Origin of the sequence: Chamaesiphon sp., from assembly GCF_041737865.1 — a bacterium.
Classification (GTDB): domain Bacteria; phylum Cyanobacteriota; class Cyanobacteriia; order Cyanobacteriales; family Chamaesiphonaceae; genus Chamaesiphon.
In genome coordinates this window covers 1-24,891 of sequence record NZ_JBGSQZ010000147.1, presented here as the reverse complement: position 1 = coordinate 24,891, position 24,891 = coordinate 1, and the positions used below count along the sequence as shown (strand labels likewise).

The 24,891-nt window shown below is 45.3% G+C and carries 24 protein-coding genes and 1 pseudogene; 16 read left to right on the top strand and 9 right to left on the bottom strand.

Annotated elements, in window-relative coordinates:
- The first annotated feature begins 51 nt into the window (after window positions 1-51).
- The 5 genes from ACEW9J_RS11010 to ACEW9J_RS10990 all read left to right on the top strand — a co-directional run bounded on the left by ACEW9J_RS11010 (window position 52) and on the right by ACEW9J_RS10990 (window position 6,266).
- The gene (locus tag ACEW9J_RS11010; RefSeq protein WP_373545164.1) at window positions 52-564 is read left to right on the top strand and encodes a PEP-CTERM sorting domain-containing protein; all 513 of its coding nucleotides are present in this window, start codon (window positions 52-54) and stop codon (window positions 562-564) included.
- 443 nt (window positions 565-1,007) lie between these two features.
- Complete coding sequence (locus ACEW9J_RS11005) at window positions 1,008-2,183, top strand: cysteine desulfurase family protein (RefSeq protein ID WP_373545165.1); 1,176 nt, start codon at window positions 1,008-1,010, stop codon at window positions 2,181-2,183.
- 533 nt (window positions 2,184-2,716) lie between these two features.
- Entirely contained in the window at window positions 2,717-2,839 is a 123-nt protein-coding gene (locus ACEW9J_RS11000; RefSeq protein ID WP_373545163.1) for a hypothetical protein, read from the top strand.
- 201 nt (window positions 2,840-3,040) lie between these two features.
- Window positions 3,041-5,377 (top strand): Rne/Rng family ribonuclease, encoded by a 2,337-nt coding sequence (locus ACEW9J_RS10995; protein WP_373545162.1) that lies wholly within the window; start codon window positions 3,041-3,043, stop codon window positions 5,375-5,377.
- A 235-nt stretch (window positions 5,378-5,612) separates the two neighbouring features.
- On the top strand, window positions 5,613-6,266 hold the full coding sequence (locus ACEW9J_RS10990) for a ribonuclease HII (RefSeq protein ID WP_373545161.1): 654 nt from the start codon (window positions 5,613-5,615) through the stop codon (window positions 6,264-6,266).
- On the opposite strand, the gene ACEW9J_RS10985 is transcribed toward ACEW9J_RS10990, so the two are convergent.
- Window positions 6,241-6,825 (bottom strand): DUF1997 domain-containing protein, encoded by a 585-nt coding sequence (locus ACEW9J_RS10985; RefSeq protein WP_373545160.1) that lies wholly within the window; start codon window positions 6,823-6,825, stop codon window positions 6,241-6,243. The two genes, ACEW9J_RS10990 and ACEW9J_RS10985, sit on opposite strands and share 26 nt — an antisense overlap.
- Before the next feature lie 243 nt (window positions 6,826-7,068).
- Here ACEW9J_RS10985 and pheA point away from each other — a divergent pair, with 243 nt between their 5' ends.
- Together pheA and ACEW9J_RS10975 are read left to right on the top strand one after the other, a co-directional pair.
- On the top strand, window positions 7,069-7,920 hold the full coding sequence (gene pheA, locus ACEW9J_RS10980) for a prephenate dehydratase (RefSeq protein ID WP_373545159.1): 852 nt from the start codon (window positions 7,069-7,071) through the stop codon (window positions 7,918-7,920).
- 135 nt (window positions 7,921-8,055) lie between these two features.
- A complete protein-coding gene (locus ACEW9J_RS10975) occupies window positions 8,056-8,655 on the top strand; it encodes a PEP-CTERM sorting domain-containing protein (RefSeq protein WP_373545158.1) in 600 nt (199 codons plus the stop codon).
- 201 nt (window positions 8,656-8,856) lie between these two features.
- Here ACEW9J_RS10975 and ftsH2 read toward each other — a convergent pair whose 3' ends face one another.
- The 3 genes from ftsH2 to ACEW9J_RS10960 form a co-directional block, all read right to left on the bottom strand.
- A complete protein-coding gene (gene ftsH2, locus ACEW9J_RS10970; protein WP_373545157.1) occupies window positions 8,857-10,743 on the bottom strand; it encodes an ATP-dependent zinc metalloprotease FtsH2 in 1,887 nt (628 codons plus the stop codon).
- Window positions 10,744-10,990: 247 nt separating this feature from the next.
- A complete protein-coding gene (locus tag ACEW9J_RS10965; RefSeq protein WP_373545156.1) occupies window positions 10,991-11,881 on the bottom strand; it encodes a PhzF family phenazine biosynthesis protein in 891 nt (296 codons plus the stop codon).
- A gap of 109 nt (window positions 11,882-11,990) precedes the next feature.
- On the bottom strand, window positions 11,991-13,070 hold the full coding sequence (locus ACEW9J_RS10960) for a formylglycine-generating enzyme family protein (RefSeq protein WP_373545155.1): 1,080 nt from the start codon (window positions 13,068-13,070) through the stop codon (window positions 11,991-11,993).
- A 333-nt stretch (window positions 13,071-13,403) separates the two neighbouring features.
- Here ACEW9J_RS10960 and apcA point away from each other — a divergent pair, with 333 nt between their 5' ends.
- The 3 genes from apcA (at window position 13,404) to ACEW9J_RS10945 (ending at window position 14,965) form a co-directional block, all read left to right on the top strand.
- Window positions 13,404-13,889 carry an allophycocyanin subunit alpha gene (gene apcA, locus ACEW9J_RS10955; protein WP_373545154.1) on the top strand — a complete coding sequence of 162 codons (486 nt, stop codon included), beginning with the start codon at window positions 13,404-13,406 and terminating at the stop codon, window positions 13,887-13,889.
- Window positions 13,890-13,958: 69 nt separating this feature from the next.
- Entirely contained in the window at window positions 13,959-14,444 is a 486-nt protein-coding gene (gene apcB, locus ACEW9J_RS10950) for an allophycocyanin subunit beta (RefSeq protein ID WP_373545153.1), read from the top strand.
- Between the two features lie 317 nt (window positions 14,445-14,761).
- Window positions 14,762-14,965 carry a phycobilisome linker polypeptide gene (locus ACEW9J_RS10945; RefSeq protein ID WP_373541121.1) on the top strand — a complete coding sequence of 68 codons (204 nt, stop codon included), beginning with the start codon at window positions 14,762-14,764 and terminating at the stop codon, window positions 14,963-14,965.
- Window positions 14,966-15,047: 82 nt separating this feature from the next.
- Here the strand turns inward: ACEW9J_RS10945 and ACEW9J_RS10940 are convergent, their stop codons facing one another.
- Window positions 15,048-15,587: a hypothetical protein gene (locus ACEW9J_RS10940; RefSeq protein ID WP_373545152.1), complete on the bottom strand. Its 540-nt coding sequence runs from the start codon at window positions 15,585-15,587 to the stop codon at window positions 15,048-15,050.
- Window positions 15,588-15,689: 102 nt separating this feature from the next.
- Between ACEW9J_RS10940 and ACEW9J_RS10935 the strand changes: the two genes are divergently transcribed.
- Entirely contained in the window at window positions 15,690-16,913 is a 1,224-nt protein-coding gene (locus tag ACEW9J_RS10935; RefSeq protein ID WP_373545151.1) for an esterase-like activity of phytase family protein, read from the top strand.
- Window positions 16,914-16,961: 48 nt separating this feature from the next.
- On the opposite strand, the pseudogene ACEW9J_RS10930 reads toward ACEW9J_RS10935, so the two are convergent.
- From ACEW9J_RS10930 to rpaB, 3 genes and pseudogenes are all read right to left on the bottom strand, one after another.
- A pseudogene (locus ACEW9J_RS10930) lies at window positions 16,962-17,306 on the bottom strand (AbrB family transcriptional regulator); the annotation flags it as partial.
- A gap of 297 nt (window positions 17,307-17,603) precedes the next feature.
- The gene (locus tag ACEW9J_RS10925; RefSeq protein WP_373545150.1) at window positions 17,604-18,284 is read right to left on the bottom strand and encodes a cofactor assembly of complex C subunit B; all 681 of its coding nucleotides are present in this window, start codon (window positions 18,282-18,284) and stop codon (window positions 17,604-17,606) included.
- A gap of 133 nt (window positions 18,285-18,417) precedes the next feature.
- The gene (rpaB, locus tag ACEW9J_RS10920; RefSeq protein WP_373545149.1) at window positions 18,418-19,146 is read right to left on the bottom strand and encodes a response regulator transcription factor RpaB; all 729 of its coding nucleotides are present in this window, start codon (window positions 19,144-19,146) and stop codon (window positions 18,418-18,420) included.
- A gap of 212 nt (window positions 19,147-19,358) precedes the next feature.
- On the opposite strand from rpaB, the gene radA reads away from it, so the two are divergent.
- From radA to ACEW9J_RS10905, 3 genes are all read left to right on the top strand, one after another.
- Entirely contained in the window at window positions 19,359-20,852 is a 1,494-nt protein-coding gene (radA, locus tag ACEW9J_RS10915) for a DNA repair protein RadA (protein WP_373545148.1), read from the top strand.
- A 73-nt stretch (window positions 20,853-20,925) separates the two neighbouring features.
- Window positions 20,926-21,534 (top strand): HupE/UreJ family protein, encoded by a 609-nt coding sequence (locus ACEW9J_RS10910; RefSeq protein WP_373545147.1) that lies wholly within the window; start codon window positions 20,926-20,928, stop codon window positions 21,532-21,534.
- Window positions 21,535-21,858: 324 nt separating this feature from the next.
- The gene (locus tag ACEW9J_RS10905; protein WP_373545146.1) at window positions 21,859-22,572 is read left to right on the top strand and encodes a rhomboid family intramembrane serine protease; all 714 of its coding nucleotides are present in this window, start codon (window positions 21,859-21,861) and stop codon (window positions 22,570-22,572) included.
- 88 nt (window positions 22,573-22,660) lie between these two features.
- Here ACEW9J_RS10905 and ACEW9J_RS10900 read toward each other — a convergent pair whose 3' ends face one another.
- The gene (locus ACEW9J_RS10900; protein ID WP_373545145.1) at window positions 22,661-23,092 is read right to left on the bottom strand and encodes an EamA family transporter; all 432 of its coding nucleotides are present in this window, start codon (window positions 23,090-23,092) and stop codon (window positions 22,661-22,663) included.
- A 108-nt stretch (window positions 23,093-23,200) separates the two neighbouring features.
- On the opposite strand from ACEW9J_RS10900, the gene ACEW9J_RS10895 reads away from it, so the two are divergent.
- Entirely contained in the window at window positions 23,201-23,485 is a 285-nt protein-coding gene (locus tag ACEW9J_RS10895; RefSeq protein ID WP_373545144.1) for a hypothetical protein, read from the top strand.
- A gap of 130 nt (window positions 23,486-23,615) precedes the next feature.
- Window positions 23,616-24,746 carry a magnesium/cobalt transporter CorA gene (gene corA / locus ACEW9J_RS10890; RefSeq protein ID WP_373545143.1) on the top strand — a complete coding sequence of 377 codons (1,131 nt, stop codon included), beginning with the start codon at window positions 23,616-23,618 and terminating at the stop codon, window positions 24,744-24,746.
- Window positions 24,747-24,891: the final 145 nt, after the last annotated feature.

The following is a 24,891-nucleotide window of genomic DNA, read 5'->3' as shown; positions in this document are numbered from 1 at the left end:
TGACCTTTGAGCCGTTCTGCTGTCTCTTTCAATAATATTTTGAGTCCGGCTGTGAGTTCCAACATTGCTCAGATCTCCTTTCGGTATAGATTCTTAGTCTATCTTACTCTCTCGGAACTATTTATTTCCTGGAAGTCCCTAGGTAGTAGCAACTATTATGAAGTTGGTAATGGTACTTTTACCATCAATTTTGCCAATCCTGTTGCTGCGTTCGGTTTTTACGGCACTGATATCGGAGATTTTAATGGACAAATTACTCTATCTCTTAATGATGTTGTGAGTAGTGTTTTAACTGTCCCCAACACAATTGGTGCTCCCAATGGTTCGGCACTTTATTACGGTCTGATTGCCCAAACTGCTGGTGAAACTTTCAATCAGCTTACCTTTGGCAATACCAATGTAGGGACTGATTTTTTCGGATTTGATAACTTAACAGTTGGGACTCTCTCACAAGTTACTCCAGCGACAGCAGTTCCCGAACCCTTTACTATTATCGGTACCCTCGTAGGTGGAACCGCAGCACTACGGATGAGAAAGAAACTGAAAGCTACGACCAAAATCTAATTTGGCACAGATGTAGTAGGCTACTGATGTTTGAGAAAAGGTTTATTTCCCAAGGCACCGTAATTAATTGCGGTGTCTTTTTTGTGTTGTTGGGTGTTAGAGATTCCGGTAAGATCGAGGTATTGCCATCCTGATGTCTAGGTCGATCGATCTACATCTTTAGTCTCAATCGACGTTTGCCGATTTTAGTTGAGATGCGTGGATCTGACCCACCCCACCCTACTGGCACCCCTCCGAAGAGGGGAGTTTATCCTTGTATTTCATTAGGCTACCGTGTACATACAGGCTCACTAGACTACGTTCCTAGCTAGTATATCCGCCCTTCCGTCTGGGAAGGGCTAAAGAAAATCCCCTCCTCGGAGGGGTGCCCAACGGGCGGGATGGGTAGATCCAAGCATCCACCCCAACCCCCCTCGATCGAATCAACCCTAACTCACCACTACATGTCCCCAGATCGACACTTACCAATTTATCTCGATCGACATGCTACAACGCCTGTAGATCCTCGCGTTCTAGCGACGATGTTGCCTTATTTTACCGAGCATTTTGGCAATCCGACTAGTACCACCCATCAGTATGGATGGGCAGCGGAAGCGGCAATAACTGGCGCGCGAGAAACCATCGCCGCAGCCATTGGCGCAAGTACCGAAGAAATCGTCTTTACTAGTGGTGCGACGGAAGCCAATAATCTCGCGCTCAAAGGTGTAGCCGAAGCATATTTTTCCAAGGGGCAACATATTATTACCCTCCAAACCGAGCACAATGCGGTGTTAGATCCTTGTCAATATCTAGAATCATTGGGATTTATAGTTACTTATCTACCTGTCGAATCCGACGGGTTGGTCAATCTCGATCTTTTTAAAAAAGCCATCCGTCCCGATACGATCTTGGTCTCGATTATGGCAGCAAATAATGAGATTGGAGTACTCCAACCAATAGCAGAAATTGGTAAAATATGTCGAGAAAATGGAATTTTATTTCATACTGATGCCGCACAAGCGATCGGTCAAATCCCCTTAGATGTCGAACGCTTAAATATCGATTTGATGTCGCTGACGGCACATAAAGTATATGGGCCAAAAGGTATCGGTGCATTATACGTCCGTCGTCGCGATCCGCGCGTGAAATTGTCACCGCAACTGCATGGTGGCGGACACGAACGAGGAATGCGATCGGGTACACTATATCCGCCCCAGATCGTCGGCTTTGCCAAAGCTGTCGAAATCGCTCTCGTCGAAATGGAGATGGAAAAAGCGAGACTGACCGAATTGCGTGACAGATTGTGGTCGCAACTGAGTCAGGTTGAAGGGATTTATCTCAATGGTCATCCGACCCAACGACTGCCAGGAAATCTCAATATTAGTGTCGCTGGAGTCGATGGGAATGCGCTCCTGCTGGGCTTGCGTCCCACTGTCGCCCTCTCATCGGGAGCCGCCTGTAGTTCCGCCAAAATCGAGCCTTCACACGTTTTGAAGGCACTAGGACGATCGGAATCTCTGGCTTATGCAGCACTTAGGTTCGGAATTGGGCACAATAATACAGTAGAGCAAATCGATCGAGTTGCGATGGCGACAATCGAGACGATTCAGAGTCTACGGAAGTTAGCTTTGAGATCGTGACAATTTGCAGCTATAATCGAAAGTAACCAGGAGCGATCGCCCAAAAGAAGAATAAGCCAAGCCGATCTTCTCAATCCTTCCGGTAATCCAAACTGGATGCGATCGCCTACTTGACAAAATTTTCGTGGATTCTGGACATACCACCATCCTTGTAGCTAATTACTAAGTGCAATGGATCTAGTGAGAATTGGAGGATCGCTCCAGTTCGCTCTATTTTAGCAAGCTACAGCTCCAATGTTTGGAGTTGATGTCGATCGCTGGGGTCATCTGAAGATGTAAGCCCAATTGCTACGAACTTACTCGTAACTAATATTTGGGTAGATTCTCGCCAACAGATACCAGACAAACAATTGTTGTTTGTCAAGTATTTTGACAGAGACAAATCTGCTGTTCGAGACATTCTTTACTTAGTCAGACGTTGTGCCTAAAAGCAAATGACCATTGAGTAAGTGAGATCTCAAGATGAGAGGAAAATAGCGAGGCTACGTCACGTCGTAGTATCTACTCTGTAGAACTCAGTCTAGGATCTTACGTTGCAACGTGATGCTCATTTTTTAGAAGCACACACCAACAAAGCTGACGCGATCGTCGATCGAGAGCCATACATCTACATCTCTAGTGTGAGTGCATCATTTAGCACTCAACGACGCAGATAGATGTTCGGCATCTAACTCCCGATGGGATACTTTAGCCGATTGGCAGTATCTCAAAATACGATCGCATAGGCTTGGCGATCGATTCAAATTAATTACAAAGCAGTTAGCTACTTGGACAAATTACGTTACATCATACCAGCACAGCTCGGCACCTATCGATTCTCAGTGACCGGACATGCTGCTAATTTTCGAGGAAATTGAATGCCAAAGCAAATAATTATTGCGGAGCAACACCGTATTGGTGCCGTATTTGGGGAAGACCAAATTCAAGAATTGGTAGTAGCGACCGGACAACATCAGGTCAGTGATATCTATCTTGGCATCGTCGAAAATGTGTTACAAGGGATCGATGCTGCGTTTATCAACATCGGCGAACCTTCTCGCAATGGATTTATCCACGTTACCGATTTAGGGCCACTCAGACTCAGACGTAGTGCTGGCTCGATTACTGAATTGCTCGCACCACAGCAAAAAGTGCTGGTGCAGATCATGAAGGAGCCAACCGGAAATAAAGGCCCCCGACTAACTGGAAATGTCAGCCTCCCTGGTCGTTATGTCGTGTTGATTCCCTTTGGTAAAGGGGTAAATCTATCCCGCCGGATTCGGACTGAAGGCGAGCGAAATCGGCTCAGAGCTTTAGCCGTCCTAGCTAAACCAGCAGGGATGGGTCTACTCGTGCGGACTGAAGCCGAAGACACCACAGAAGAGGCAATTCTTGAAGATCTAGAACAACTTCAAAAACAGTGGGAGATTGTCCAGCAGGATGCAAATTCTACCCGTGCGCCAGCTCTACTCAATCGCGATGATGATTTCATCCAAAGAGTCCTCAGGGACATGTTTTCGGCAGATGTCAACCGCATTGTCGTAGACTCCGATCAGGGACTCAAACGGGTCAAACAGACCCTACTGGGCTGGAATGACGGTCAACTACCTCCAGGAGTCGTCGTAGATCGGCATCGAGAACGTCAACCGATTCTCGAATATTTCCGAGTCAATGCCGCCATTAGAGAAGCACTAAAACCCAGAGTAGATCTACCTTCAGGCGGTTATATCATCATCGAGCCGACTGAAGCACTAACTGTAGTTGATGTTAACTCTGGTTCCTTCACTCGATCGAACACCTCCCGCGAAACAGTGTTGTGGACAAACTGTGAAGCGGCAACAGAAATTGCCCGCCAGATGCGGCTGCGGAATATCGCTGGGGTGATCATTATCGATTTTATCGATATGGATTACCGCAAAGATCAACTCCAAGTACTGGAGCATTTTAACAAACAACTTCGAGCTGATAAAGCTAGACCCCAAATCGCCCAATTGTCCGAATTAGGACTAGTCGAACTCACCCGCAAACGTGAGGGTCAAAATATCTATGAGTTATTTGGCGAAACCTGTAGTACATGCGGCGGTTTAGGACATTTAGCACACGTTCCTGGCGAGGCAGTTTATGGTGCAGACGGCGAAGCAGTGCCGATTTCACTAGTTTCTACCGCACCGCAACGCGAACATCGTCATCGCAGCACTACGGAAAGTACATCCAGCTCCGCCAGAGGATTGACGAGAAGTCCCCGTCGCAACGCTCGGACATTGCCCGATCCGCGCCAATCGGCACCAGCACCAGCACCAGCAGCAGAATGGGATAGCTTCGATCCAGAGGGCACAGAAGGTGAAAACGACTTCGATCTAGTCAATCATCCTAGCTATCAACAGCAGAATGGTAACAAAAAACGTCGCCGCCGAGTAGGGCGCACCGAACGCGAAGAGGTAGTGCGGAATGTACCGCGTCCGACACCCACTAGCGATACTCCACGTATTGCAATGCCGAATACTAATGCTGTTAGTCGCGCTGTCATCCCCAATCGTAATGCCCCTTCTCCGTCTGAGGATAACGCACGGGCGACTCTAGTTAGTCGTAATTTTGCGCCGCCAGCGATCGAAGCATTTGTCCCAGATCCACTGCCAGAAGCACTGCCAGCAGTAGACTTAGCGGAGGATACCTTAACAACCACCGCCGATTTAGCCGAACAAGAGCAACGTCCTGGGAAACCTCAGCGAGTCAAGCCGACTCGTCCGACGATCGAACCGCCAGAAGTAATCGCCGTCGAAATGTCGGATTTGGAGAAAGAAACCTACGCCTGGATGGGAATTTCGCCATTAATAAAGTCGGGACAGGAGTTGAATAACCCTAAAACAGCAATTATTAATATTGTGCCCGTCGGCAGCTTGCCTCCCGCACCTGCCGCGATTGTCACGTCTACTATCCCCGATGATTCAGCAGCTCAAATCGTCGAGGACGTAGTGGAAACGCCCTTAGAAGCTGAAGCGATTGATGAAGTAGTGGAAACGCCCTTAGAAGCTGAAACTATTGATGAGGTAGTGGAAACGCTCCCAGAGCCTGAAGCTATTGATGAAGTAGTGGAGACTGATGCGATCTCGATCGATCCTGAGCCATTTGAGCCACTGACAATCGGGATCGAGCAACCAGAAGAACTACCAGAAAATCGGCGACGCAAACGCCGATCTTCTGCAACAGTCGATTAATCGTTGACGCTACTAATAGCCCCGACTTCTCCTAGCAGTCGGGGCTATATCTTAACTAATTTCAGACTGACGTTAACTACTTTATTTATATCAGTCGCTAAAGTGATTAAGACACTTGAGATCGTAGTCTACGTTGGACTTTGCAATATTAGCCACGATTTCAATCGTAGGCACTCTATAACTAGCAACTGACGTTAACTACTATATCTACAGATGAAGCTCACTCCTCTCAACCATGACTAGTCACGAATTTATATGTCAAGAAGATCTCATCGCTGGCGTCGATGAAGTTGGGCGGGGGGCATTATTTGGGATGGTAGTTACAGCAGCAGTTATTCTACCCAAGACTGCAATTATTGATTGTCAGAATTTGGGCATCAAAGATAGTAAAAAACTTTCAGCTCGCCGTCGAGAATTACTAGTACCGCAGATTCAGCAAGTTGCTATTGCCTATAATATTGGGGTAGCTACTGTAGCAGAAATTGACAAGTTAAATATTCTCCAAGCAACTTTAGTAGCCATGCGGCGGGCAATAATTGGGCTATCAGTGACACCGGAATTATGTTTAGTAGATGGGAATAAATCGATTCCCGATCTAGATCTTCGTCAGCAAACCCTAATTAAAGGGGAAGATAAGTCTGTCTCGATCGCGGCTGCTAGTATCTTAGCGAAAGTTTGGCGCGATCGATTGATAACCGAGCTAGCAGCAATTTATCCCATGTACCACCTCGCCAAGAATAAAGGGTACGGCACCGCCCAGCACCTGATAGCGATCGAAAAACATGGAATTACACCCCAACATCGACAGTCTTTCAGCCCTTGTCAGGGTATGGCAATTCACGAATTTCCCTTAGCTGGAATTACTAGCCTAAATGTGGATGAGGATTAGCTGAAGAGTCAGAGAGATCGCCTTGATTCCCTGTATTTGCCCAAATTGCATAATCAGCCAATAATTGGTACATCAATCTTTGCTTAAAAGCGTTGAGGATACTTTTGAGCAAACTATTTCCAGCCGACTCTACCATTGCAGTAGGCATAAAGTTTAATGGTGGTGGGAGATCTACTCGAACTTCCAGATCTGCACGTCCTTCGAGATAAGTTTCTCCCTGTTTTTGATAAGGTGACAATTTACCGATCAGTTTGAGACTAAAACGTCGATCGATATAATCAATTCCCCGAATTTCACACTTGGTAGAAGCAACTCGTACCGTCCCGTCAGCTTCTGTCCAAACTCGCAAAAATACCGTCGGCTGAAGATCGAATCCAAAAAAACTCAGCGTCCGCATCGTCAGACAAAACTCATCATCACTCACCTGTTTAATCCGATTTGGTTCAACTAGCGATCGCACCAAACGATGCGGCTGGCGTAGATAGTGCTGAATGGGGATAGGTTGCTGGGGTACAGCAATGTCAACCGATCGATCCGCTGTAAATTTAACGATGTGCATATAAGTAGCTAGGTGTTAGAAACTAGTAACACCGGAGAGATTAATTAACAATTAATAGTTAATGCTGTTAAATATCTGAAACTTAGCAAAAAAATAAGTTTTAATTTATCGATGTCTAGTTGCGATAATATACCTTTATCTAAGATTTTATCGTATTCACGATCCAGATTTCTAGATAAAATTAAAAAATTCAGTAATTTACCAAGTTAGTGCCACAATTCTGGTACTACTTGCGAATTGTTTATGACATTGAAGATCGCTCATTTGGGGCCTGCGGGTACTTATGCCGAAGCTGCTGCACTTGCTTATGCCAAGACAGAAATCACAGGGGCATTTTGCTTGCAGCCTTATCCCAATATCGCCCGAACGCTCCAAGCGGTGGCTAGTGAGGAGGTAACACTGGCGATCGTGCCAGTCGAAAACTCGATCGAGGGTGGTGTGACGATGACCGCCGATACGATCTGGCAACTAACCGCACCGCTCCAAATTCAACAGGCGATCGTCTTACCGATCCATCATGCCTTAATTTCTGTCGCCACCGACTTGAGCCAGATCGAGACAGTTTACTCACACCCTCAAGCTCTGAGTCAGTGTCAACAGTGGTTACAACAGCATCTGCCCCAAGCTGCACGGATTGCCGACAGTTCCACTACCGCAGCACTAACGACGCTCTCAACGCAGCCTCACGCCGCCGCCATCTCTTCAGTTCGAGCGGCAAATCTATACGAGCTACCGATATTGGTACACCCAATTAATGATTATCCAGATAACCAAACTAAATTTTGGGCAATTAGTTTACAGCCAGCACTGCTGGGAAATTGTACCTCTATGGCGTTTAGTTTGCGATCGAATGCTCCGGGTGGATTGATGACTGCTCTGGGCTACTTCGCCAATCGGGGTTTGAACTTGAGTCGGATTGAGTCTCGTCCTAGCAAACGTTCTCTGGGTGACTATCTATTTTTTATCGATATCGAAACTGATGTCAACAATTGCCCTGCTCTAAAATCGGCTCTAGCTGACTTAGATGCTTATGCAGAAATAGTCAAGAACTTCGGAAGTTATTACACGACCATCATTGACCCAACTCTATCGTAAACTTACCCCAACTCAAGATCGGGGATCTCACCATTTGTGAGGATTGAAGCTAACTTTTCAAACAACCTCTAACTGACGATTAAGAATCAGAGTTTGGGTATATTTTAGATATGAGTCATTTTAGCAACATAAATTATGCACTACAAATCTCCAAAACAGCTCGTCAGTGATATTTTTGATAATATTACAACCTCTAAGATGACTTTGATTGGTTCGATGCTAGGATTTGGTCTAATCGGGCACCCCGCTGATGCTGCTACTTTTACCTATCCTGGAACTACTAGCTCAGGTGGTTCAACATTTCAAGCGTTTGTTTCATTAGCACCCTCTAGCTACAGTGTGTTTGAGTTTGGCGTTGATACTGCTGATGTCTATAGTTTTAGTAGCACATCAACAGGTTGGCAAAATGCCATCTCCCTCTATGAAGTTTCTTTCGATCCGAATCGGGTCTTCACTAATTTACGATCGGCCTCTACTAACGCTCCCAATGGTCTTGGAGTATCAATTTCACAGTTTGTATATCCTCTCGATCTTGGGGTTAACTATTTTTTAGTCACCAGTGGTTTACGGAGTAGCGATTTTGGGAATTTCTCGAACGCGATCTCTGGTAGAGGTAATATTGTGGTTACTACAGCCGCAGCAGTTCCCGAACCATTTACCGTCATTGGTACGTTAATTGGTGGTACAGCGGCCGTTCGGATTAGAAAGAAACTAGCTAATTCTCACAAAATGTAGATCTATCGCTAAGTTAGGTAACTCGAACACCAAAGAAGATATTTTTGAAATCTGCAAAAGTCTAGATAGTTAGAAGATCTGGGCTTTTTTAGACGATCGGAATATCAATCCAAAATTACAACATTTGAAACTAATAACCCTGCTAGTTGAATAATAGCAGGGTTATTTCGCTTGTCTAGATGGACAATTTAATTGCGTTGTCTAGAGCATAGGTGCAAACTGAGGCTTTTCAGGTACCACTGTGTATTCAGCGACGATTTGGCGGAACTCATCACCGTCGATAGTTTCTTTCTCAATTAAGAGGTCTACCAATCGATCGACTACCGAACGATTTTCGCGCATGATTTTCAGTGATTCTAGATGACATTCAGCCACGATTTCGCGAACTTGTTGGTCGATTTGAGCAGCTACTTCATCAGAGTACTCAGAACGCGCACCCCAGTTACCGCCGAGGAATACTTCACCAGACTGACTCTCTAGGGACAGAGGGCCGAGTTTGGACATTCCAAACCGTGTCACCATTTGGCGTGCCATCGATGTGACTTGTTGTAAGTCACCACCAGCACCAGTTGTTACTTCAGAATCTCCAAAGATGACTTCTTCGGCTGCACGTCCACCCAAAGCACCACAGATTCGAGCGCGGAGTTGAGTCCGTGAGATCAGGGACTGATCTTCAGAAGGAGTAAACCAGGTTAAACCTTGAGCTTGTCCACGAGGAATCAATGTGACCTTCTGGAGTGGATCGTGAGCGGGGATGAGGGTAGCGATGATCGCGTGTCCGACTTCATGGTAAGCAATCAAGCGTTTGCTCTTGCCATCGACTAGTGGAGTACCTTCCATCCCAGCAACGACTCGATCGACTGCATCATCGATTTCGAGGTTGGTGATCGCATCTTTGCGACGACGTGCGGTCATGATTGCTGCTTCATTGAGCAAGTTGGCTAAGTCAGCACCTGTAAAGCCAGGAGTCCGACGGGCAATTGCTTCTAATGAGACATCAGCACCTAATTTTTTGTTACGGGAATGAACGCCGAGGATCTCAATCCGACCAGCAATGTCTGGTGGATCTACTTGTACTTGTCGATCGAATCGACCAGGACGTAACAGAGCAGAGTCAAGTACGTCAGGACGGTTAGTCGCGGCGATAATGATAATTCCGGTATTTCCTTCAAAACCATCCATCTCAGTGAGCATTTGGTTCAGGGTTTGTTCGCGTTCGTCGTTACCACCACCGATACCAGCACCACGTTGACGACCGACTGCATCAATTTCATCGATGAAGATGATACAAGGAGCGTTTTCTTTAGCTTTCTTGAACAAGTCGCGGACGCGGGACGCACCTACACCGACAAACATTTCGACGAATTCCGAACCGGAGATACTAAAGAATGGTACTCCAGCTTCACCCGCGATCGCTTTTGCCAGTAGGGTTTTACCTGTACCTGGAGGGCCAACTAACAAGACACCTTTAGGAATCTTGGCACCCACCGCTGTAAAGCGTTCGGGCTGTTTGAGGAAAGTTACAACTTCTTGCAATTCTTCTTTCGCTTCAGCAATTCCGGCGACGTCATCAAACATCACACCAGTTTTAGCATCCATTTGAAACTTCGCTTTGGACTTACCAAAGTTCATCGCTTGACCTGGACCACCAGGCATGTTGTTGGAACGGCGAAATAGTAAGAACAAGCCGCTGATTAATAGTGCTGGGAAAACTAAGTTACCGAGGAAACCCCAGACTGCACCATCATTACGTGCTGGATGACTGTCAAAGGAGATGTTTGAATCTCTGAGTCGATCGATCAATTCTGGTGCATTGGTTGGTAAATCGACCCGCAGACGCTGCATCCGATTTTCGAGATCTGGATCGAGCGCCTCGACGATCGCTGTTCTACCACCATCATATAGGTCAACTGCTTTGACACGATCTGCATCGAGGTACTCTAGGAAACGACCATAAGTCATCCGAGTGCTTGCCGTATTTTTACTAACTTCAGCAGTGACAGGGGTAAATGCTCCTTGCCACACGAAGAAGCCAATTACCAGAACTGGAATCGTCCACAGTGCTGCTAGTTTCCACGAAAACTTCATAAAATTGTTTGCCTTTGGGTACGAAGTGACAGTTATCAGTTAAGAATTATTAATTCAGTTTGTCTTATACACTTTAAAATCTCTGAATACATATCTTAATTAAATTTAACGTAATTCTCAGATTTCGGAAAGGGGGGGGGAATTATGCTTTAGGTTTTAGGTTTTAGGCTTTAGGTTTGAGAATTTAGGGTGGGCACTGCCGACCAATTGGATCTCAGCTAGTTAGCACGCTCGATATCGGGCACATTTACAAGATAAATTCACCTTGAGCAATTTTGATGACACGACCGCCGACACTGACGGGACATGTATCAATTGTATATTGGCTCCGCAAATATAGTACTGAAGATCTACCCATCTCTACGCCTTGTTCGACGGCGATGTCTAGATCTGAACTACCTAAGTATTGATACTTAGCCAGATATGCGGCTAGACAACCATTGGCACTACCTGTAGCCGGATCTTCGGGAATCCCATACCATTCGGTAAAGACTCGAATGTGTAATTGCCGCTCGGGATCGATCGTTTCTGAACAAAATATCAGGATCGCTTGAGCCGGAAGATTGGTAACAGCTTGGTAATACAGGTTTAGATTTAATTTTGCCTGACTCACTGCTGTCAAAGTTTTGAGCGGCATGATTATACATGGTAGCCCAGTCGAGACTGGCTCGATCGGGTAACGCGAATCGATATCTGTAGGGTTTACACCAATGACAGCAGCCAGCATCTCAGCAGATAAAGGATCGTAAAATTTGGGCTGCTGTTGGTGCATCCACAAAATATCTGGTGAGCCGTTGAGATAGTTAAAATCGATCGGAATCTGCCCGACTTGGTAGTTAAGGTTAATTCGTCCGACAGCTTCTTGTACTAGCTCCTGCTGGATCGCAAATGCCGTTCCCAGTGTCGGATGTCCGGCAAATGGTAACTCCGTTGTCGGCGTAAAAATACGGGTGTTGTAGCCACCATTAACTGGCTCTGAGTTCGTGACAAAGGTCGTCTCTGAGAAATTAATCTCGCGGGCGATCTGCTGCATCTGAAGGTCGGTCAAATCTCCGGCATCCAAACAAACAGCGAGTTGATTGCCTGTATATTTCCCTGTTGCAAATACATCAAGGATGAGAAAAGGAAGATTGGACATATTAATCTCGAAATATTGCGATCGACTAATTAATATTTTAAGTTGGTGTAGCCGCTGTATCAGCCGCCATCAAATAAACTAACAGTCCCGAAGATGCTCATTTTAAAAATCAATCTAATGCCGCATCGCTAGCTACTCGAAAGCCTGTGCCATGATAACGATAATCCTGAATTGTTTCCCTGCGCTCTGATGACAAACAATTATTAGCATAATAATCGAAGGAGCCACCTCTAATCACAACCAGCTTATTGTCATCTAAATTCGAGCCAAGCCAAGCACTACCATTGATTGGAGCATCTTCATAGTCATTATGCCATCGGTCTTGGCAGAATTCAAAAACGTTGCCGTGCATATCATACAAGCCGAAAGCATTAGGAGCGTAACTGCCGACAGGCTTAGTTGCCAATTCTGCCTGACTATCAAAATCGAAGTAATTAGCAAATCGTCGATCGATCTCATCGCCCCAACTGTAAGCTGTAGTCGTCCCCGCTCGACAAGCATACTCCCACTCAGCCTCGCTGGGTAAGCGATATTTTCGTCCCGTAAATCGTGATAATCGTTGACAAAATTCAGTAGCGTCATCCCAAGAAACGCTATCAACAGGCAACCCATCGTCCTCTCCATTTGCCGATGAGTTATCTTCCATGATGGCAACCCATTGTGCTTGAGTAATCGCAAATTTACCGATCGAGAATGCTGGTACTGTCACTAAATGTTGCGGGAGCCAACAGGCATAATCTTTTGCTGATGAGTCGCCCATCAGAAAACTCCCAGATGGAATACAAACCATCTCTAATGTATTTACACCTAAATCTTCTCTAAAATGTCTTCCTTGGTGAGGAATCTTATAGATAGTCTGTCCATCAAAAGTAATAGATTTAAACTCATATAGTTGCGATTGAATTTCACGTTTTGTCTGCTGTTCAATCACCTTTGCCACTGGATAAACGAAATCTTGCGTAATAAGCGCATACTCCATCGCACTAACATTGTGCTGGATAAAGTTATCGCGAGATTGCTTTTCATCGTCTGTGAGCGATACATCCACGGCTTGAACCAGTAACCGATGAATTTCTGCCTGTAGCTCTTCTCGCTTTTCTGGTTCGGCATTCTCTAGCTGTTTTGTTAGTAAACCAATTTGTTCGATTGCGGTATCGTACTCCTCATTTGGTAGTGCATCCTCAATCATAGTGGTACCTGTGAATAAATATTTATTGGATAGAAATAGGCTGAAACCTTGATGGTGGAAACTGTCCACCCTACATATCTGCACATCATAATCTAATTTTCCTACTTTATAAGTCCCGAGCTAGAGCAGCCACAACCACCATCAGCGATCCCCGATCGTTACAAACTATTACGAGATTATTCAGAAAATACTCATAATGCCGGAAAATGGTTGCGGAAGGTACCTAATTTGCGACCAACTTATATATGATATAGGTGTTAGTAATCAACCTCAGACCAAAAGGCTTGTAGCCGAATGTAAGTCTGGTAAAAAACTTTTTTGGAGTAACCCACAATGAGTATCGTCACCAAAGCGATCGTCAATGCAGACGCTGAAGCTCGCTACCTGAGTCCAGGCGAATTAGATCGGATCAAAAACTTCGTTGCTTCTGGCGAACGTCGTCTCCGCATCGCTCAAACCCTGACTGACTCTCGCGAGCGTTTAGTCAAAGGTGCAGGCGACAAACTGTTCCAACAACGTCCTGATGTTGTTTCTCCCGGTGGTAATGCTTACGGCGAAGAAATGACTGCAACTTGCTTGCGTGACTTGGACTATTACCTCCGGTTGATCACTTACGGCGTAGTTGCTGGTGATGTGACTCCGATCGAAGAAATCGGTGTAGTTGGCGTACGTGAGATGTATAGATCTTTAGGTACCCCCATCGATGCAGTCGCTGGTGGTGTTCGTGCCATGAAAGATGCCGCGGCATCTATGATGTCTGGTGAAGACGCAGCAGAAGCTGGTGCTTACTTTGACTACTTAATCGGTGCAATGAGCTAGTTGATTCAACCCGAATCAGCTACGAATTTTGAAATCAGCAACTAAAGACTAGCTAAGGAATTTAGGATCGTGCAAGACGCAATTACTTCTGTTATCAATTCTTCTGACGTTCAAGGTAAATACCTTGACTCCACTGCACTAGATAAGCTCAAAGCTTATTTTGGTACTGGCGAACTCCGCGTTCGTGCGGCTGGTACGATCAGTGCCAACGCTGCAACCATCGTTAAAGAAGCTGTAGCCAAATCCCTGTTGTACTCAGACATCACCCGTCCAGGTGGTAACATGTACACCACTCGTCGTTATGCTGCTTGCATTCGCGACTTGGACTACTACCTCCGTTATGCTACCTATGCAATGCTAGCTGGCGATCCTTCCATCTTGGATGAGCGCGTCCTCAACGGTTTGAAAGAAACTTATAACTCCTTGGGAGTTCCTGTAGCTGCAACCGTACAAGCAATCCAAGCCATCAAAGAAGTCACCGCTAGTTTAGTCGGTGCTGATGCTGGTAAAGAAATGGGTGTTTACTTAGACTATATCTGTTCTGGCTTGAGCTAGTCGATCGGTTAAACAACCTGTCGAGAATATAGAGATCGAGTCTGGGAAGTCAGATGTGAATGTTAGAGCTTCAACAGCTTATCTAGCTTAAATAGGATGAGTTTTGACGATCTAAGATTAACCTTTGACTCCCAGATTTTGATGTATTTAGAAGCACAATCGATCGGAACTCGTTCCCGCGTTGGCGATAGCCTGCGGTAGGCACGCCTCTCTGACAAGAGAATCGGACTAACCAACGGTAACTAGATAATTCCTGTCCGAAAAGTGCGAAAATTAGTATAGATTATCTAAAATATAAGAATAGGAGCACCATTAATATGCGGATGTTCAAAGTCACCGCTTGCGTTCCCAGCCAATCCCGGATCAGAACCCAGCGCGAACTCCAAAATACTTATTTCACTAAATTAGTTCCTTACGATAACTGGTTTCGCGAACAACAGCGGATCATGAAAATGGGTGGCAAAATTATTAAAGTTGAATTAGCAACTGGTAAGCAAGGTGCTAGTACTGGACTACTATAAAGTTCGGTAGAGCAGCTCAACTAGTTTACACAAATAATGGTAGGGACAATTCATGAATTGCCCTACCATTATTTGTGGGTGACTAATAGATGCCTAACGATGAAACTATTTGAGCGATCGAATTATTCTGCTCGTCATCATAACCCCAGCGAGTCAAAAATTCACGGTACGAGCCACTTCCATTATGAATAGTATCTACTAATTCCCGACACATATCCTGAATTTGGGGCAGTTTTAATTGCTGGATAATTTCGGTTGTTCGTGCTGCTACAGTGGCTGAAGAGGCAACCATTTCGAGATCGTTCCGCCGCTGGTGATAAAGTTGTTGAGCCGTAGACATCGCAATATTTTTGACTAGTAAGTCGGCGGCGATCTCTGGATGTGCGTGTAGAGCCGCGATAATTTCTGGTTGAGGCTCGTCACAAATCGGATCTTGCGCTGTCAGGTAAGTCACAAAAAATCCTCTAGCACCGTTAGATGTCTGCACCAACTCAGAGACAACTTTCTGAATTTGGCTGGATGTTAACTCCTTCTTTTTAAGCTGGTTCAAGAATGCCTGAGTAAGAGCGATAGCTTCGTCGAATTTGATATTAGCGGGGATGGGTAAAGTAGATGAAGACATAGGTAAAGTTGACAGTTGACAGTTGACAGTTGACAGTTGACAGTTAAGTAATGGGGGATTAAATAAAACCCTCATTCCCTAGTATTATTACCCAAAATATTTATGACTTTAGATAAAAGCCCCGATCCTCAACGCAAAAAATTCGGGAGTTGGATTTTAGCTGGGACTGTTTCCTTGGGGGCGTTATTATGTCTTGTGGGTATTTCCATCTTCCTGACTTCTTGTAGCCCAGCTATTCCTGGTGAAGTTAGCAGTCGCATTTTTAATAAACTATCGATCGAGTATATCGGCGCATATCAAGTTCCCAACGATCTGATGGTTAAAAATACGCGTGTTGGTGGCTTATCGGGACTTGCATACGATCGACAGCGCGACAGGTTTTATGCTATTTCTGACGATCGCGGCGAGCAGGCACCAGCTAGATTTTACACGCTCAAACTAGATTTAGACAAGACCAATTCTCAACAGGTAAAATTTAAGCAAGTCGATATCACTGATGTGACGCTACTCAAAAATAGTAGTGGTGAAACCTATCCGCGTGGGGAAACTGATACTGAAGCCATCGCCTTAACGCCTCAAGCCTCGGTATTCATTTCTAGTGAGGGAGATCGCAACAAAAATATTCCCCCGTTTATCAATGAATTCGATCTCAAGAGTGGCAAAGTCAAACAAGCTTTACCCATCCCGCAACGTTATCTCCCCGATCTTGAGGGCAAGCGTGGGGTTCAAAATAATCTGGCTTTTGAAGGGATTACCCTTAGCCCTACAGGTACTCTCCCCGCTAGTGGTGAAGCCCTGAGACTATTTGCCGCTACAGAATCAGCTTTAATCCAGGATAAAGAAGTAGCAAAAGTTGGTAATAATGGTAAGATTCCTGGTGCTAAAAACCGCTGGTTGCACTATCTAATCAGCGATAAAGCTGAAATCATCAGCGAACACCTTTACCAATTAGATTCTCCCCCATTGGGCGCGATCGAGCATGGTTTGCCGGAGATTCAATCGATCGATACTAGCGGTCATTTTCTGACGCTCGAACGTTCCTTCGGCTTATTCGGCTTCCGTGCCAAGCTATTTCAAACCAGCATGGCGGGTGCTACCGATACTAGCAAAATTGCTAGCTTCAAAGGCAACACCACAATTCAACCAATTCAAAAACAACTAGCTTTCGATCTCCAGCAACTGAATATCTACATCGATAATCTCGAAGGAATGGCATTTGGTTCGCGTTTACCTGATGGTAGCCAAACTTTACTTTTAGTCAGCGACAATAACTTCAGTAGCCGTCAAATCACCCAGTTTCTCCTGTTCAAATTTAAACAGGGATAATTAATCGCTATCTATCGCCCCCGTTTTAGTCAGGGAGCGATATCGCTATTAGTCCTCTTGAATCAAGTGAATGTGCTTGTACCCAAGTTTGATCGTAAAGATGTCACCTTCTTTTAAACCCATGCCTTTGGTATAAGCAGAGCCAATTAATAACTGACCATTTTTGTGTACTGTCGCTTTATAAGTGGCAACTTTGCCGCGACTGTCTCTACTAGATTCGTCTAATTTAACACCTTTGGCAGCGAGTACGGCATCATAGAAGCCAGATAGATCGGTGCGAACTCCACCAGATGAGGAAGTTTTCACATAGCCACATTGCTTGGCAGTTTCGCGCTTGGCAAGATGAGAAAATTCCTTAACTTTTTGGAGTAGAGCCTTGCCAGTGAGCGGGTTTCCAGCAGGTACGGCTTCAGTTGACGATGCGTCGGTATCCGCTGACTCGGTATCCGCTGACTCGGTGGTATTGGTTGCAGCTACTTTGGCTGATTTGTCTGCATTGGCAACTGGTTTAGCTGTCTTGGATGCAGCACTTTTTGGGGCTTTGGGTGCAGATTCTACTTTAGTTTTAGCCACGATCGAATTAGTTAGATGATAATTTCATTATGCACTTAATAATTGCCGAAATTACTATTTACGCTAAAAATATTTTACCAATCTGGTATTTTAGGTATGTGAAAAAAGTAACATTCCTCATCTTTTGTCGTTGGGCTTTGGTGCAATCGAGCCAATTGGCAAGTTTAGCTCCAAACTATTTGCTAATTTATCGGCAATTCCCTCGATCCAAGCTTCATCTTGTTTGGTATAGCTGCGGGGAGTATTTGCACCCAAGATCATCACTCCCTGACTCCCTAATGGCTGACAAATTATCCCTTGAGTGTTGGCGGGTAAGTAATCAAATTCAATTCTGCCAGGATATACTTTGGTGTCTACTAGATAAATTGCTTTTTGTTTGGTTAAAACTCGATCGAGAATTACCCCAGGTGTAACTTCGGCTTTTGGTGCCAAAATGCCGCGTCTGAGTAATACTTGCCCCTGATAATAGACGACGATCGATCGAGTGACGGTATTCGTTAGGAGTAGATGTGATGCCCAGGCTAACTCAGTTTTGAGCGGATCTGGTAGCGTTGGTGACAGTTCAAATCCTGCTGTCCCTTCTAAAATAATACTATCGGGTTTTCTAGGCTGAACTTGTTGCCATAGTAATCCAGTCAAGATTAATACCGCTGTCAAAATTACGCCCACAGCATCAGATCGAGCCTGTGAGTCGGTTAGTTCTGGGGTCAGTACCCGATTTAACATTAGCAATGTTCCGGCGATGCTCCCGGCGACGATCGGGAGGAGTCGCACGATCCGACCATTATCTTCTTTCATATTTATCGATGCTCGACTGGGCACCCTCAATCCGCGATCCGATGAGTTCAAATAGACTAAAATATTAGGGTGGAGACACAAAAACTAGAGAGTGGGTATTCCCACTCCCTGTTAAGGCGATCGTCTCTAGCCCCTAGATTTCATCAGGTTCGATAATCCGTTGAAACAAATAACCCGTACCTCTAGCCGTGAGAATCAGTTCTGGGTTGCTGGGATCTTCTTCTAATTTGGCGCGGAGTCGGGAAATGTGGACATCTACCACTCTAGTATCGACGTGACGTTCGGGAGTATAACCCCAAACCTCTTGGAGGATTTCCGATCGCGAGAATGGCTCACCAGATCGACTCACCAATAATTCGAGGAGACTAAACTCCATCCCCGTCAGGCGAATTCGTTCGTCAGACTTATAAACTTGACGTTTATTGGTATCGATCTTAATTGTGGCGATCTGAATCACGCCAGAACTAGGAATCCCATTCAATCCATTTTTATCCACCCGCCGCAACACCGAGCGAATCCGCGCTTCCAATTCTTTGGGAGAAAAGGGTTTGACTACATAGTCATCCGCACCCAATTCTAGTCCGGTAATGCGATCGGCAACATCACCCAAAGCCGTCAGCATGATAATCGGTACATCCGACTCTTTGCGTAGCTCCTGACATACCCCATACCCATCTAGCTTGGGCATCATCACATCAAGCACGACGAGATCGGGACAGGTTTCGCGAAAAGTTTCTAGAGCTTCTTCCCCATCAGCGGCTGTAACTACGTCGTAGCCAATCATGGAGAGGCGAGTTTCTAAAATGCGACGGATGCTAGCCTCATCATCAACGACCAGAATAGTTTCCTTATGATTTTCCAAGCTTATCAAAGCTCCTATCGTATAGTGGTAATTTTTTTAACGTTAATTTTTAACATCCTATGATTAAGATTATCATTGATTCCAACTAAATTGGGGCGGTCAAACCCCCTCAGAAATCGGAACCCACGTCGATCGCCGCTTCAATATTCTTAACATTTTTTAACACAACTTAGCCGATCCCGATCTACCCTCTACCCTTTAACTCCTCAAGAATGGCAAAACAGCCGCGCACATCGTATGTCTGTAATGAATGCGGATCGACATCCCCACAATGGTATGGCAAATGCCCAATCTGTAACACCTATGGCTCACTAATCGAACAAGCACCGCCATCTGCGGCTAGGGGACTGGGTGCCAAAAATACTAATGGTCGATCGAACGAACAACCCCATCCACTGGCTGCACTAACTTTCCCGCAGATTATCGATGGTGAAGAGGAACGTTGGGCATCAGGTTTTGGGGAACTCGATCGAGTCTTGGGCGGTGGGATCGTCCCGGGTTCGCTAGTATTGATCGGTGGCGATCCAGGGATTGGTAAATCTACGCTACTACTACAAACTGCCAATCTGATGTCCAAGCATTATCGAGTGCTGTATGTGTGTGGGGAGGAATCTGCCAAGCAGGTGAAACTCCGCGCCTCAAGATTGGGAGTCGAGGGCACAAAAGGAGAACTGACGAGTGAAGAAGCCGCAGAAATGGGGACACCAGAGACATCGGTGAACTTAACCGTGGCGGATGGGGCAAATTTGTATATCCAAGCCGAGACAGATCTAGAAGAAATTCTCAGAGAGTTGGAATCGCTCAAACCGCATGTAGCAGTAATTGATAGTATCCAAACAGTCTACTTCCCCGCGCTGACATCAGCAGCGGGTTCGGTGGCACAGGTACGGGAGTGTACGGCGGCTCTGATGAAGGTTGCCAAGCGGGAGGACATCACCCTGCTGATCGTCGGTCATGTGACCAAAGAGGGGGCGATCGCGGGGCCGAAAGTATTAGAGCATTTGGTGGATACCGTGCTGTATTTTGAAGGCGATCGGTTTGCGTCTCATCGGCTGCTCAGATCGACTAAGAATCGCTTTGGAGCCACGCATGAGGTGGGAGTGTTCGAGATGGTCGATCGCGGGTTACGAGAGGTTGACAACCCGTCTGAGCTGTTCCTAGGCGATCGCCAGGGGATGGCTCCAGGTACCTCGATTGTCGTCGCCTGTGAGGGGACTCGACCGATCGTGGTGGAGTTACAAGCGTTGGTGAGTCCGACGAGTTACCCATCGCCCAGGCGTGCGGGTACTGGTATCGATTACAACCGTTTGACGCAAATTCTGGCAGTATTAGAAAAACGCGTCGGGATTCCACTTTCTAAGTTGGATGCTTATGTAGCCTCTGCGGGGGGCTTGAGCGTGGAGGAACCAGCCGTGGATCTGGGGATGGCGATCGCAATCGTCGCCAGTTTCCGCGATCGGGTAGTGGCTCCATTCACTATATTAATCGGCGAAATCGGCTTGGGCGGACAAGTTCGCCAGGTATCTCAATTAGAACTCCGCCTGAAAGAGGCGGCTAAGTTGGGGTTCAAACGCGCGATCGTACCTAAAGGACATCAAACTTTTCCCGATTTGGGGATGGAAATTATTCCGGTGGGGCGGGTGATTGACGCGATCGTCGCCGCCCTACCAGCCGAGACTGAAAGTGAAGATATCGATGAAGATTGATGTTTTGTAACGTAAAGAACAGCAAACCCTAGACCATCTTAGTGTTAAATTAACTGGTAATTCAGGGATATTCATGATGAAAAAAAATCAATTTTGGCAGTATTTAGTAGGTGCGATCGCGATTACTCTACTAATTCCGAATATTGCTAGTGCCCATACAGGTGTCGGTGATACCAGCGGGTTTTGGCATGGATTAGCACACCCGATCGGTGGTTTGGATCATATTTTAGCGATGGTAGCTATAGGTTTATGGGCAGCTCAGATTGGCGGAAAGGCTCTGTGGATGGTGCCTAGTGCCTTTATGCTGGCAATGGCTGGCAGTAGTGTGCTGGGGCATTTTGGGGTATCTTTACCAGGTGTCGAACAGGGAATTTTAGCTTCCGATTTTATTCTCGGTTTGTTGCTATTATTTGCTGCTAGATTACCGCTAGCTCTGAGTGCTGGGATTGTTGGTATCCTGGCTATTTTTCATGGTTACGCTCACGGAGCCGAAATGCCTGAAACAGCTTCAGGATTAGCTTATGGGTTTGGTTTTATCCTTTCAACTGCCACATTGCATCTAGCTGGAATTGGGATGGGATTGGCAATAGATCGTTATCAACCAAAATTTCAAGCACAGTTATTTCGACTCGGTGGTGGTGCCGTCGTAATTGGGGCAGTTTATGTCTTAGTAAATCATTAGTGACTAGGTATGTGGTATGGCATGAGAGGATGTCAAAAGCTTTAGTTGTGCCGCGCCTGTTGTCAATCCGGCGATTCGATTCAGATCCAAGATCTGAATCGAATTGGGGTTGACGAGGAGATCGTGCCGAGTAGACAATATGCCAATGGATAGATAGGCTCGATGTTAAATTATTGTTAGTTGAGGAATACTCATAACAAAGAATCAATGCGATCGAGATTGCACTATCGAACTGATGAGACTTGCACCCCGATCGTCTTCTTGCTGTCGATCGATCCAAGTAGATCTGAGGATCGGCAGCCGTCCCCTATCCCCTAACTTAATATGTTTCCGATCGACGACAATAATCCCACCCGAATTACCCCAGTTGTTACTTATGGGTTAATTGCCGCCAACGTTCTGGTATTTATCTATGAATTGTCCTTCCCCGAACGCCAGTTGACCAATTTCTTCTATCAATGGGCAGTCGTACCCGCTCAACTTACAGGTACATTCGCTGGAACTCCAGTGCCGATTTTGTCGGGAGAACCACCTGAAATTTTGACTCTGATTACAGCTCAATTTCTCCACGGTGGATTTGCACATATCGCCGGAAATATGTTATTTTTATGGATTTTTGGTAATAATGTCGAAGACCAGTTAGGACATTTTAAATTCTTATTCTTTTATCTAACTTGTGGTGTTCTTGCTAGTTTAGCTCAATGGTATTTTAGTCAAGGTTCGCAGGTGCCATCGCTGGGTGCAAGTGGTGCGATCGCAGGTGTGATGGGAGCTTATATTATTCGGTTTCCCAATGCCAGTGTTAGGACTGTTATTCCGATCGGCATTTTTCCATTTTTTACTAATATTCCGGCTTATTTTTATTTAGGAATTTGGTTTTTTCAACAAGCTTTATATAGTTTTGCGACGCTTGCACCGCGTACTAATGTGGGGATGGAAAACGGTGGTGTTGCTTATTGGGCACATGCTGGCGGGTTTGTATTTGGTGCGATCCTCGGTCCAATTTTAGGATTATTTTCCCAGAAGTCAGAGGCATGATATTGTCATTAAATATAAGGTGGGCAGTGTCCACCTGATATTTATAGTAAATATACTCCCTTCCTACCCGATCGACCAGAAATAAGTATTACAACACTAAGACCAATGTACCGATGATAATCAGAAAACCACCAAAGATGACTTTGAGTGTGAGTGGTTCGTGGAGAAAAATTGCTGAAAAGAGAATAACCATTACCACACTAGATTTATCAATTGGTGCTACTTGTGCAGCTTTACCCATTTGTAATGCCTTGAAGTAAAAAAGCCAAGAGAAACCAGTAGCAACACCAGAAATAACTAAGAATATTAGTGTGCGAGCGGGTACTGTGCTTAGTTGGCTAATATTGCCCTGTGCTAATACTATTCCCCAAGCAATCAAAACAACTACAATTGTTCGCACGGCAGTAGCTAAATTAGCATCGATATTTTCGACTCCAATCTTGGCAAAGATCGTAGTTAGAGCCGCAAAAAAAGCTGATAGCAGAGCATAAATCCACCATAGATTGGAGCTATTTTCCATGTATTTAGTTGCTAAAATAGCGTTGTGAAGCCTTTGTTCAGTCAATAACAATCAACTTGTTCGGTCAATGTGAGATAATATGGCAGTCTTGCGATCTTGGCACAGCGTATGAATATCGCCAACAATCGATTGCGCGGATGCTCATGCTACGCGATCGCATCCGCTCTTTACCAAAAATATCTAAAGTTAGATAGTGAATCCATTCACGAGCAAATACCCACTATTAGTTTAACCATATGTCATTATCTGGCTCCACGGGGTTATGATCCTCGCCCTCGGACTGAAAAATTTACCCATCCGGCGATCGGGATCGTCGGACATCTCAATCGCGGTACAGTGGAGGCTCTAGACTATCCACGCAGTATCGCCGATGAGATTATTGCGTACATGTAGATATCGGTAGTACCGATCGCGAGAAACTCCGCAAACGCTGGGAAGAGTTAGAATCAGATATTCAGCTCGAAATTATCGACTCACCATTTCGTTCTTTAGCGATCGACACCCATGTTTTTAGATAAAATATATGTCAAACCTAGATTTTCCTAGTACCTATAAACAGCCAGAAACGTCACGGTTGGACTATTTTTACGATCGACCAGGAACGATCCCAGGACAGTTACATTTGAGTCCAGATGCACAACCAGCAGAGTTAGTTTTGATCGATTACGATCGCGATCGAGCGACACGAGTTTCGATCGCCGATCCAAAGATTATTAAACAGCATTTAACTACACATACTGTATCTTGGGTAGATGTTTTAGGATTGGGAAATATGGAAACATGGGATGCTTTGAGTCCCATTTTCGGTCTACATCAGATGTTAGTAGAAGATGTGGTAAATGTGCCACAACGTCCGAAGATCGAACACTACCAAGATCAGTTACTAATTATTGCGATTATGGTAGTACTAAATTCAGAGCGAACTGGATTTACTAAAGAGCAAGTTAGTTTAGTTTTAGGTAAAAACTACTTACTGACAATTCAAGAAGAACCCGAAGAAGACTGCTTTCATGGTGTGCGCCAACGAATTGATGCCGATCGCGGAATTATTCGGACGCAAGGTGCCGATTATTTAGCTTACTGTTTACTGGATGCGATCGTGGATGGTTTTTTTCCAGTCTTAGAATACTATGGAGAATTAATTGAAGATTTGGAAGATGAAGTCATTACGCGTCCCGATCGATCGACACTGGAAAAAATCTATAAGGTTCGGCGTGAACTACTGACGATTAGACGGGCAATTTGGCCCCAGCGAGACGCGATTAATTCTTTGATTCGGGATGGTAGCGATCTGGTTAGTAGAGAGGTTCAGGTCTATTTGCGCGACTGCTACGACCATACAGTTCAGGTGATGGATATGGTGGAAACCTATCGAGAACTAGCAACGGGGCTGATGGATGTCTATCTCTCCGCAGTGGGTAATAAAATGAATGAGATTATGAAATTACTCACCGTTGTTTCAGCGATCTTTATTCCACTGACATTTATTGCGGGGTTGTATGGGATGAATTTCGATCGCGCCAAATCTCCCCTAAATATGCCCGAATTAGGATGGTATTGGGGTTATCCGTTTTGTCTGGCTTTGATGATAACAACCGCAGGTAGTCTAGTTTTCTTTTTCTGGAAGCGCGGTTGGTTCCGATCTGTAATGTAACCTATCGGGCGTAGTTAAGGGATGGGGGAGTGCATTTATACGGGGAGGGTGACGTGAGGGAAAGGGACAAAAGTAAAAAAGACAGCGATAATATCCCTGTCCCCTTCAAAAAAATAGTGACATGATTGTAACGTCAATTGAACAG